Raw genomic sequence first — 10,959 nt, 5'->3', positions numbered from 1 at the left:
CGATGAACTCATCTCTTCTGCTCGGGCTGCATGCCCACACATGGATCCATGCCGGTAGCGGCGAAAAAGATGGAGTGGTTGACCTCCCCATCCAGCGTGAGGCCCATACCGGCTGGCCGGTGATCTTTGGCTCATCACTGAAAGGGGCAATGCGCAGCCAGATTAGCCGTACCAAGGGGGCTCAGGCCGAACTGAGCCTGGTAACGCTATTTGGACCCGACTCACTGCACGCCGGCGCGACCAGTGACAAGATCCACGCCGGTGCGCTGCTGGTATCTGATGCCAGGCTACTCTGGCTGCCGGTTCGCTCTCTCACCAGCCACACCCGCTATGTCACCTGTCCAGCCCTGCTGTGCCGCCTGTTGGCTGACTTGAAACGAGCAGGTCAGCCACAATCCCTTGCTGTCCCCAAGGTAGGAGAGTTAGAGGCCCTAATCGCCGGAGATCAGACGGGGCGCATCTATCTGGAGGAGTATGCCTTCACTGCCAGCGCAGAAAGTACGCTCACCCCTTGGGGGGCGCTGCTCGCCCGCTTCTGCGATCTCAATGCCGAGCAAATACTCAACCAGCTAACCCTGATCCACGATGATCAGTTTGCCCATCTCTGCCAGGCAGCCATTCCCGTTCACCCTCACATTGCTATCGACTATGAGACCAAGAGCGTGCGTGATGGTGCGCTCTGGTATGAAGAGGCACTACCACCCGACACTCTCTTCTACTCCCTGTTGCTGCTGACTGATGCACGAGACGGCTCGGGCCTTGGCGCCGCTGCACTGAAAAATCAGGCAACGCAGACCCTGCTGGGCAATGCCCCCTACCTGCAAGTAGGCGGAAACGAAAGCACAGGCATGGGCTGGCTGCAACTAACCCAGTTTGAGCACAGGGAGGCGTAACCATGGCACAACTCATCTCTCAACAACGAGCAGCCTTTGCTCTGCGCCATATGGAGCAAGCGCTGCGCCATACGCCGGAGAAGCAGCGTCAGATCCGTACCGTCGCCAACAGCATACCGGCCCAGATCCAGCGTACTGGTCTCGGCCAGACCCTGGCCTTTGCCCTGAGTAAACAGGGCAAGAGTGATGGTGCAGGCTGGACTTACCTCTATGAGTTGCTGCAAGAGTGGCTCTGCCAGGAGCAGCAGATCTACCGCGGCGGGACCCTGATGGCGAGCCTATGTCAGGGTGACATAAGGCATTATCAACAGGCCCAGGCCGAAGCCCTCGCCCTGCTGGTGTGGGTGCGTAAGTTTGCCCGCGCCATGCTGGAATCCTCAGCCAGCAAAGAGAGGGGATAAGGGATGGCAGAATACCTGCAACGCGTGCCACTCTATCAGAGCGGTTTTCATACCAAAGAGCATATCGATCTCTGGGGTCATGATGCCAACAAGGGGCTGCTCTTCGACCGGTTTTTTGGCGGCTATGAAACGGGTTGGAAAGTAGACAAGCTGCAACGGGACAAGGTCAAACTGACCCACCCCCTCGACTGGCTGACGGGCCGCTGTGGCAATGCCGCAGCGCTTGAGTCCGCCAAAAATCGGCAGCTGGCCCTGATCTCGACGCTCAATGGTAAGGCGATCAGCTGCAAGCTCGACTGGAACATGGTCACTGGTACTGGCGAAGCCCATCCGCTGGAGAACGGCTTTCGTTGGCATCACACCCTAGGGGTGCCCTATCTACCTGCCTCATCCATCAAAGGGATGCTGCGAGCCTGGCTCACCACCTGGGCCAGCGATATTTTCTCGAAGGAAGAGATTACAGACCTCTTTGGCAGTGACCGAGAGCAAAGTGAGGCGCATTACATGGGCACGCTGATTTTTTTCGATGCCCTGCCGCTTGCCCCCACTACCCTGACGCTGGATGTAATGACCCCCCATGCGGGAGACTGGTATGAGAAAGGTGCCAGTCAGCCCGGGAAACCCGATACGGTCCCTGCGGATTGGCAAAGCCCGGTTCCCATCACCTTTCTCGCCGTTAAAGAGGCCACCTTCCTGTTCACGCTGGCCGCGCGAAACGATGCAAGCCAATCGCAACTCGGCAAAGTAATGGAACAACTCGATGACGCCCTGACCACGCTCGGTATCGGCGCCAAAACGGCGCTGGGTTACGGGGTGATGACAAAACTCGAGGCCACACAACCACAAAGTGGCGAACGGTTGTTGGGGGCGTTGCAAGAGCAGCGCCGCCAGCAACAGGCCGATCGCAAACGTCAACTTGAACGGGCTAGCATGAGCCCCAACCAGTTGAACGTGGCCGATCTTGCCGAGCGCCTCAGTGCCAGAGCGGACAAACAGTTCAAAGAGGGGTTTAACAACGAGATTGCAGATCTGGTCAATACCGCCTTGCGTGATAGTTGGTCAATCGATGAGCGACTCGCGCTGGCCACAGTGATCGAACAGAGTAGCGTCTGGACCCAGATCAGCAAAAAAGAGAAGGCCCGTGAACGTAAAGCTCTGCTGGCACAGCTCAAGGAGTGACCATGTCGCTGGAGACCCTATTTTCCCTATGCCGCAAGATAGACCTCATATGTCTGGAATGTCGGGTCATGATGGATGCCGCGGGATCGCTGGATGAGCAGGCTGGCAACCTGCTGCATGGCAGTCTAGGCTGGGCGATGAAAGAGGCTGCCCCACGTTTATGGCAGGATGCCTATGGGCCGCTGGAGCATGGGGCTGTCCGCCCCCTCTCGCTACATCCACCACATACAAGGAACCAATGGCAACAAGGAGAGTCCCTCACCTTTGGTCTCACCCTGTTTAACACTCTGGCCAGGGACGTTGAGGGCATCAAGTCATCACTGCAAAGGATGGGAGAGCGAGGCTGGGGACAACGACGCATAGGCTTTACTCTGCAGGAGCTCACTCAGCGCACACCACTCGGCACAAGGCTGATCTGGAGCCGGCAAGCCCCCGACCACCTGTTAGCTCCGCTAACAACCACCCTTGAGGAAGCCATATTGGCCGCAGCAGCACTGTGCAGCGAGGCCACACCTGCACTAGTACAACTACACGCCCGTACCCGTCTACATATCAAAGAGGCGGGTAATCCGGTGACCACAGCACCATCAGCCTTGTTGCTCGGCCGCACACTCTGCCGTCGCTTGCTGGCTCTAGTCGGTCCCCACAGCGAACATGAGCGTCAAGCGGTACAAAGCTATCTTAACGGGCTGGAGCAGATAACTCTGTGCTGGGATCACACCCAGAGCGCCCCTCTGACACGGTATTCAGCGCGACAGCGACAACACCACAGCATAGAGGGGCTGCGCGGGCGTTGGGCCTATCAAGGCGATATCCAGCGGTTGCTCCCTTGGTTGGCTTTGGGAGAGTGGATCCAGCTTGGCAACAAGACCAGCTTCGGTTATGGCGCCATCGAATGGCAGCTGGCGTGTCGCCCCTGAATCCCACCAATTGGCCAGAGTCAGAGAGAGCATTCTGTGACGCATAATGGCAATCATTCAAACTCAAGGAGTTCGTATGCAAACAATACATATAAATCTGGTCTCCGATCAGTTGCTGCCAAATCTGATCCCGACCTTTGCCGATAAAGAATGTCAGGGAGTCGTGCTAGTGCTGGGTGACAACACCCAGCGCGAAAAGGCCGAAACACTAAAACATCTCTACAATGGGCGTGGAATGCCCATTCTCTGGACCAGTGAAGGCAGCAGTAGCCATCGCCCGGCACAACTGCAAGAGCAAGCACAGGCACTTATCCACTGGCTGGAGACCCATCATGGCAACGCACGCTGGATACTGAACGCCACCTGTGGCACCAAACCGATGGCGCTGGTGTTTGCCAACGCCTTCAACCGCTTTAACAGTGAGCATCCAGAGAGCGCCAGCGGCGGCATTCACCGTGCTCTTATCTTCTACGTCGATAGCCAGAACCTTGAGATCCCTTTACTCAACGACGGGGTCGATTACGCCCTGAAGTGGGAGCCAGTGCTCTCTATGGACGAGATGCTAGCCGCCAACGGTTTTGAACGACAAACTTGGATAGGCAAACACAATGATGACGAGATCCAGGCTCGCGCCGAGCTGACCCGTTATCTGGGCAAACAATTTCAACGGGAATGCCGCTACTTTATTGGCCCTTTGCAAGGCGCCGCTCACAAGGCGGTGGATCTGCACGACTACCGAGCTGAACTGGATAAAACCCCCAATAAAGATGCTGAAGCACTCTGCTTAAGATTGCAGCAAGAGGGCTTGTTACTGTGGTCTGCAGCTCACAACAAATTACTGCAATTTACCAGCGAAGACGCTTGCCGCTATCTAGCCGGTCGCTGGCTCGAGGAGCTGACCTACCTCACCGCACAGGAATGCGGCTTTAGCGAGGTGGCCATGAGTGTCGAAGGTGAATGGCAGACCGAAGCGCTCCGGCAACAGAGTGTTCGCGGTAAAAACAACGAATTCGATGTGCTAATCTGTCACAACAACCAGCTGCTCACCATCGAATGCAAGGCCAAGAACTGGGGACCACACCAGCAGGGAGAGAACACCAATCAGGATGTGATACTCAAGCTCGAGAGCCTAGGACGCAAACTGGGGGGACTGTTTGGCGAGCGCCTGCTGATCAGCGCCCGCCCCTTGCCGGACGAGATGGTACAGCGAGCAAAGGATAACCGTATCGAAATCTGCGACAGGGCGGATGGCCAGGCAATCCACACCACCTTGCAGAGCTACTTCAACAAGATGCAATAAGCTGGGGCCTCATGAACTACCTTGTCAGCCGTCATCCCGGCGCCATCGCATGGTGCCAACGCCAGTCGCTGGCCATCGATGCCATCTTGCCCCACCTCGATCCGGCACTTATCTGTGCTGGCGATCGGGTGATCGGAACCCTGCCGCTCCCCATGGTGGCAGAGGTACAGCGACGTGGTGCTCGCTATCTCCATCTCTCGGTGTCCGTTCCCTCCGAGCTGCGGGGTCAGGAACTAAGCGCAGACCAACTAGATAAACTGGGTGCCTCGTTGACCGAATACCAAGTCCACGCACTGCTTTGAATTTCACGACTCATTAAGGAATCTCTATGGAATACATGCTACTGGCTGTTTCAGGCATGAGCCCACAAATCATCACTGAGACCCTCTATGGTATTTACCGCAAGGATCCAACCAAATATCCCTCACGCATCGAGGTGATTACAACTGGCGAGGGGCGCGAGCGGCTGGTCAAAAATCTGTTGGGTGATGACAATCCGCTGACCCGACTGCAACAGGACTACCAACTGCCACCGCTTATTTTTACCTTGGCCGACATCAAGGTGCCTTACAGTGACGATGGTCTCCCCCTCGAGGATGTACGCAGCGAGCGCGAGCAGGAGATCATTACCGACTTCATCACCCGTCATGTTCGCACCCTCACCGCCGATCCGGATCTGGCAATTCACGCCTCGCTGGCCGGTGGCCGCAAAACTATGGGCTTTGCTCTGGGCTATGCCATGAGCCTTTTTGGTCGCCCGCAAGATTGCCTGAGCCATGTGCTGGTAAGCGAACCTTATGAGCGGGTGCCCGATTTTTACTACCCGACGCCGATCCCAGTCTGGCGTGCGGATGCAAAAAAAGAGGGACAACATGACCTGAGTCAGGCCGAAGTGACCCTGGCAACCATCCCCTTGGTGCTGATGCGGGAGGAGATGCCAACCGACCTGATCCACCGTGATGAACTCAGCTACACCCAGACGGTGGAACGCATCAACCGGGCTAATGCTCTTACCTTTGAGTGCGCCAGTGTCACCCTCGACTTTGACCATATGAGTCTCTGGTGTAATGACATAGAAATCCCCCTGAAACCGGACTGCTTTGCCTTCTATAGCTGGCTGGCACAAGATAGCAAAGAAAACCCAGGCGAAGGGATCGATGCACCACGTGAAGGGATGACAGAGCGGGAGCTTGACGGGCGGCTGGCGGCCTTCTTCCGAGCAGCAATCCATCCTTCGATCAAGATTGATGTGAAGGGTTCACTCGGGGATCTCTTTGAAGAGGCCACGGATGCAGTCTCTCGCATGAACCAACGAGAAGAGGAGCATTTTAATGCTGCCGGTATTCCCAGTGACAAGCGGATATATCGTAATCGATGGTTGCTGCAAGACAATGGCACTACCCAGTTTTTGTACGCAAAACATTCATCTCAGGATCTTGCGACTTTGCTCAAGAACCATAAAAACCTCTGGGTACGGCTGCACAAGGATACAAATGAAGCCCTGACCCATGCGTTGGGACTCCGCCTGGCCCGCTATTACCAAATAGTCACAGTCAGCAGCATCAAAGAAGAGGGCCAACGTACATCCTACGAGTTTAAAGGGCTCAAGTTATTACCTCATCAAATCCACTTTAAGTGAAAAGTGAGCATCGATTAGTTCTGGCTCATAGCTTTAATGACTGCCAATATTGCTTACTGTTATTACATTGGATATGTCGTAATTGAATTCGAATATAAGTAATTTTAGGAAAGTCTCAAATGAAGCAACCAATTGGTCAAAAATTCAAAAATAGAGAATAACATTAGTATTGCTCCTGTAACTTTTGATACTCAGGAGCTCAATGAAAACAATAACCATCACCGACAAACAACGGATGCAACAATATCTTGCACAGGTTTGGGATTTGCTCGAAAAAAGTTATGCTGATGTTAGTGGTGGACTCCACTATAACGAGCCTGCAGAGCTATTAATCGATACCCAACGTTGGCGGCTGGTTCTATACAGAGGACATTTAATAGCTTTGACTTTATTCAAGGCAAAACGTGGCTGGAAATTAGTTGCAATGGCTACTTGCCGTCAACATGGCAAACGTGCTCGTCATGCTCTGCAACGACTAATTTGTGCAGATCTACCTCGTACTTGGATGGAGCTTTCTGAACGAGCAGAACGTTTCGTTTTATGCCACTGTGGTGGACATAAGTTCTTGATCCACGCTAGTCTGGCATCATCTCTATTGGACAAGCCAGTAGGGCGTTCGACGGAAGATGGTTATCACTACCAACGTACGATAGCTGGGCTACTTAAAACAAAAGTTATTGTTGGTACACCATACTAACTTAAGTATTCTGTAGTAGATGCCAGTAGCAATAACGTCTTCCCCTGACACAATAGTCTTTATATACCTATGTTAAGACTTTACTCGAACCAAGTTAGATACTTTCCTATACTCTGCACAAATTTTTAGGGTTAAAAAAGTAAGTCACTTTAGCTAGCATTAAGAATTTTCAACTCTAAATAGTAAAATCGAAATCGGCTGATACATCATTTAATCTACAAAGATTAAGAAAATGACCCTCGGTTAAACGTAAGTCTAAGTCACGAAATGGTCACATGTTGGTCACGGTCACGAAGGGAGGAATGGGATTGTACACGGATTAAAATCAAAAAGCCCATGCTAATTAATAGCATGGGCTTCATGAATGTTGGCGGAGCGGACGGGACTCGAACCCGCGACCCCCGGCGTGACAGGCCGGTATTCTAACCAACTGAACTACCGCTCCAACTCTGTCTGGTCATAGACCAAATTAGGCGCTTGGCGATGACCTACTCTCACATGGGGAGACCCCACACTACCATCGGCGCGATTGCGTTTCACTTCTGAGTTCGGGATGGGATCAGGTGGGACCACAATGCTATTGTCACCAAGCAAATTCTTACTGGTTAATTCTACGTCTGACGGCATTGTCTCCTCACTCCAGTACTCATGTACTACCGTACACTCCGCCCTTCGCTCGTCACGGCTTTGTCTGCCGTACAATTACCTGCGTAATTAACCTTTATTTGTTAATTTAGAAAGCTGTATTGAGTATCACTTCTTAAGTGTTTCTATTCGTCTAAGTGCTACTTAGTAAAACCCATCTGGGTTGTATGGTTAAGCCTCTCGAGTCATTAGTATCAGTTAGCTCAACGCCTCACAACGCTTACACACCTGACCTATCAACGTCCTAGTCTCGAACGGCTCTTTAGTGGACTTATAGTCCAAGGGATGACTCATCTTGGGGCTCGCTTCCCGCTTAGATGCTTTCAGCGGTTATCGATTCCGAACATAGCTACCGGGCAATGCCATTGGCATGACAACCCGAACACCAGCGGTTCGTTCACTCCGGTCCTCTCGTACTAGGAGCAACTCCCCTCAATCATCCAACGCCCACGGCAGATAGGGACCGAACTGTCTCACGACGTTCTGAACCCAGCTCGCGTACCACTTTAAATGGCGAACAGCCATACCCTTGGGACCGACTTCAGCCCCAGGATGTGATGAGCCGACATCGAGGTGCCAAACACCGCCGTCGATATGAACTCTTGGGCGGTATCAGCCTGTTATCCCCGGAGTACCTTTTATCCGTTGAGCGATGGCCCTTCCATTCAGAACCACCGGATCACTATGACCTACTTTCGTACCTGCTCGACGTGTCTGTCTCGCAGTTAAGCTGGCTTATGCCATTGCACTAACCGTACGATGTCCGACCGTACTTAGCCAACCTTCGTGCTCCTCCGTTACTCTTTGGGAGGAGACCGCCCCAGTCAAACTACCCACCAGGCACTGTCCTTACCCCAGATAATGGGGCCAAGTTAGAACATCAACACTACAAGGGTGGTATTTCAAGGATGACTCCATCAGAACTAGCGTTCCAACTTCATAGTCTCCCACCTATCCTACACATGTAGGGTCAATGTTCAGTGCCAAGCTATAGTAAAGGTTCACGGGGTCTTTCCGTCTAGCCGCGGGTATACGGCATCTTCACCGCAATTTCAACTTCACTGAGTCTCGGCTGGAGACAGCGTGGCCATCATTACGCCATTCGTGCAGGTCGGAACTTACCCGACAAGGAATTTCGCTACCTTAGGACCGTTATAGTTACGGCCGCCGTTTACCGGGGCTTCGATCATGAGCTTCTCTTGCGATAACCCAATCAATTAACCTTCCGGCACCGGGCAGGCGTCACACCGTATACTTCCTCTTGCGAGTTTGCACAGTGCTGTGTTTTTGATAAACAGTTGCAGCCACCTGGTATCTGCGACTCCCGTCAGCTTAGAGAGCAAGTCTCATCACCAACAAGAGCGTACCTTCTCCCGAAGTTACGGTACCATTTTGCCTAGTTCCTTCAGCCGAGTTCTCTCAAGCGCCTTGGTATTCTCTACCCGACCACCTGTGTCGGTTTGGGGTACGATTCCCGCTAACCTGAAGCTTAGAAGATTTTCCTGGAAGCATGGCATCAACTACTTCATCCCCTTGGGGACTCGTCATCAGCTCTCAGTGTATAGTGACCCGGATTTGCCTAAGTCACCCACCTACCACCTTAAACGCGGACTACCAACGCCGCGCTAGCCTAGCCTTCTCCGTCTCTCCATCGCAGTTAGCGGAAGTACAGAAATATTAATCTGTTTCCCATCGATTACGCCTTTCGGCCTCACCTTAGGGGTCGACTCACCCTGCCCCGATTAACGTTGGACAGGAACCCTTGGTCTTTCGGCGAGGGGGTTTTTCACCCCCTTTATCGTTACTCATGTCAGCATTCGCACTTCTGATACCTCCAGTGTGGGTTACCCCTTCACCTTCAACGGCTTACAGAACGCTCCTCTACCGCGCAACTCTAATGAATTGCACCCGTAGCTTCGGTGGTATGTTTAGCCCCGTTACATCTTCCGCGCAGGCCGACTCGACTAGTGAGCTATTACGCTTTCTTTAAATGATGGCTGCTTCTAAGCCAACATCCTAGCTGTCTAAGCCTTCCCACATCGTTTCCCACTTAACATACACTTTGGGACCTTAGCTGACGGTCTGGGTTGTTTCCCTTTTGACGACGGACGTTAGCACCCGCCGTCTGTCTCCCGAGTAGTACTCATTGGTATTCGGAGTTTGCAAAGGGTTGGTAAGTCGGGATGACCCCCTAGCCTTAACAGTGCTCTACCCCCAATGGTATTCGCTCGAGGCGCTACCTAAATAGCTTTCGAGGAGAACCAGATATCTCCCGGTTTGATTGGCCTTTCACCCCCAGCCACAAGTCATCCGCTAATTTTTCAACATTAGTCGGTTCGGTCCTCCAGTTGATGTTACTCAACCTTCAACCTGCCCATGGCTAGATCACCGGGTTTCGGGTCTACGCCTTGCAACTAAACGCGCAGTTAACACTCGGTTTCCCTACGGCTCCGCTATTCGCTTAACCTCGCTACAAAACGTAAGTCGCTGACCCATTATACAAAAGGTACGCAGTCACGGTCTCAAGAACCGCTCCCACTGCTTGTACGTATACGGTTTCAGGTTCTATTTCACTCCCCTCACAGGGGTTCTTTTCGCCTTTCCCTCACGGTACTGGTTCACTATCGGTCAGTCAGGAGTATTTAGCCTTGGAGGATGGTCCCCCCATATTCAAACAGGATATCACGTGTCCCGCCTTACTCGTTTTCATCAAAGGTTAGTTTTCGTGTACGGGGCTATCACCCTGTGCCGCTGGACTTTCCAGACCATTCCACTAACACCCCTCTGACTTAAGGGCTAATCCCCGTTCGCTCGCCGCTACTAGGGGAATCTCGGTTGATTTCTTTTCCTAAGGGTACTTAGATGTTTCAGTTCCCCTCGTTTGCCTCATGTAGCTATGTATTCACCACATGATGACCGCTTATGCGGCCGGGTTCCCCCATTCGGACATCGTTAGCTCAAATGCTTGTTACTAGCTCGCCAACGCTTTTCGCAAGTTACTACGTCCTTCATCGCCTCTGACTGCCAAGGCATCCACCGTATACGCTTAGTCGCTTAACCATACAACCCAAATAGGTTTCACTTACGTGAGCCACTTGAATTGTTGCGACCAGCTGGTTTTACTTGTCTCATCTTCGACCAAGAAGATGGACTCGCCTTAGACTTGAATATTCAAGACACTTAACAAGTGTTTTAAGAACTCAATTTTTTTCGTATTAACACAACGACAGACATCATTGTATTAATTACTATCAGCTTTCCAAATTGTTAAAGAGCGGGCTTAAA

The 10,959-nt window shown here is 52.5% G+C and carries 8 protein-coding genes, 1 tRNA gene and 2 rRNA genes; 8 read left to right on the top strand and 3 right to left on the bottom strand.

What is annotated here, in order from left to right; genetic code table 11:
• Window positions 1-2: 2 nt before the first annotated feature.
• The 8 genes from cmr4 to FJD32_RS00210 all read left to right on the top strand — a co-directional run bounded on the left by cmr4 (window position 3) and on the right by FJD32_RS00210 (window position 7,029).
• Window positions 3-893, top strand: a complete 891-nt coding sequence (gene cmr4 / locus FJD32_RS00245) for a type III-B CRISPR module RAMP protein Cmr4 (RefSeq protein ID WP_088586291.1) — start codon at window positions 3-5, stop codon at window positions 891-893.
• A gap of 2 nt (window positions 894-895) precedes the next feature.
• Window positions 896-1,294 (top strand): type III-B CRISPR module-associated protein Cmr5, encoded by a 399-nt coding sequence (gene cmr5 / locus FJD32_RS00240; protein WP_088586292.1) that lies wholly within the window; start codon window positions 896-898, stop codon window positions 1,292-1,294.
• A 3-nt stretch (window positions 1,295-1,297) separates the two neighbouring features.
• A complete protein-coding gene (cmr6, locus tag FJD32_RS00235; protein WP_088586293.1) occupies window positions 1,298-2,473 on the top strand; it encodes a type III-B CRISPR module RAMP protein Cmr6 in 1,176 nt (391 codons plus the stop codon).
• A 68-nt stretch (window positions 2,474-2,541) separates the two neighbouring features.
• A complete protein-coding gene (gene cas6, locus FJD32_RS00230; RefSeq protein WP_181159885.1) occupies window positions 2,542-3,393 on the top strand; it encodes a CRISPR system precrRNA processing endoribonuclease RAMP protein Cas6 in 852 nt (283 codons plus the stop codon).
• Window positions 3,394-3,469: 76 nt separating this feature from the next.
• Window positions 3,470-4,693 (top strand): DUF1887 family CARF protein, encoded by a 1,224-nt coding sequence (locus tag FJD32_RS00225; RefSeq protein WP_181159886.1) that lies wholly within the window; start codon window positions 3,470-3,472, stop codon window positions 4,691-4,693.
• 11 nt (window positions 4,694-4,704) lie between these two features.
• Window positions 4,705-4,995: a CRISPR-associated protein Csx16 gene (csx16, locus tag FJD32_RS00220; protein ID WP_140907679.1), complete on the top strand. Its 291-nt coding sequence runs from the start codon at window positions 4,705-4,707 to the stop codon at window positions 4,993-4,995.
• 26 nt (window positions 4,996-5,021) lie between these two features.
• A complete protein-coding gene (gene csm6 / locus FJD32_RS00215) occupies window positions 5,022-6,332 on the top strand; it encodes a CRISPR-associated ring nuclease Csm6 (RefSeq protein WP_140907680.1) in 1,311 nt (436 codons plus the stop codon).
• 202 nt (window positions 6,333-6,534) lie between these two features.
• Window positions 6,535-7,029, top strand: coding sequence for a hypothetical protein (locus tag FJD32_RS00210; RefSeq protein WP_088586297.1), 495 nt, complete (start codon window positions 6,535-6,537; stop codon window positions 7,027-7,029).
• Window positions 7,030-7,397: 368 nt separating this feature from the next.
• Here the strand turns inward: FJD32_RS00210 and FJD32_RS00205 are convergent.
• The 3 genes from FJD32_RS00205 to FJD32_RS00195 all read right to left on the bottom strand — a co-directional run bounded on the left by FJD32_RS00205 (window position 7,398) and on the right by FJD32_RS00195 (window position 10,734).
• Window positions 7,398-7,474 (bottom strand) — tRNA-Asp (locus FJD32_RS00205).
• A 30-nt stretch (window positions 7,475-7,504) separates the two neighbouring features.
• Window positions 7,505-7,620, bottom strand: a 5S ribosomal RNA gene (rrf, locus tag FJD32_RS00200).
• A gap of 221 nt (window positions 7,621-7,841) precedes the next feature.
• A 23S ribosomal RNA gene (locus FJD32_RS00195) occupies window positions 7,842-10,734 on the bottom strand.
• Between the last annotated feature and the right edge of the window lie 225 nt (window positions 10,735-10,959).

Origin of the sequence: Shewanella sp. LC6 (assembly GCF_006385735.2) — a bacterium.
In the GTDB taxonomy this organism is placed as follows: Bacteria; Pseudomonadota; Gammaproteobacteria; order Enterobacterales; family Shewanellaceae; genus Shewanella; species Shewanella xiamenensis.
This window is presented reverse-complemented; position numbering and strand designations above follow the sequence as displayed.

Coding starts and splice junctions, on each gene's coding strand:
- cmr4 (WP_088586291.1), top strand. CDS start 3: ATGAACTCATCTCTTCTGCTCGGGCTGCATGCCCACACATGGATCCAT.
- FJD32_RS00210 (WP_088586297.1), top strand. CDS start 6,535: ATGAAAACAATAACCATCACCGACAAACAACGGATGCAACAATATCTT.
- csx16 (WP_140907679.1), top strand. CDS start 4,705: ATGAACTACCTTGTCAGCCGTCATCCCGGCGCCATCGCATGGTGCCAA.
- cas6 (WP_181159885.1), top strand. CDS start 2,542: ATGATGGATGCCGCGGGATCGCTGGATGAGCAGGCTGGCAACCTGCTG.
- cmr5 (WP_088586292.1), top strand. CDS start 896: ATGGCACAACTCATCTCTCAACAACGAGCAGCCTTTGCTCTGCGCCAT.
- csm6 (WP_140907680.1), top strand. CDS start 5,022: ATGGAATACATGCTACTGGCTGTTTCAGGCATGAGCCCACAAATCATC.
- cmr6 (WP_088586293.1), top strand. CDS start 1,298: ATGGCAGAATACCTGCAACGCGTGCCACTCTATCAGAGCGGTTTTCAT.
- FJD32_RS00225 (WP_181159886.1), top strand. CDS start 3,470: ATGCAAACAATACATATAAATCTGGTCTCCGATCAGTTGCTGCCAAAT.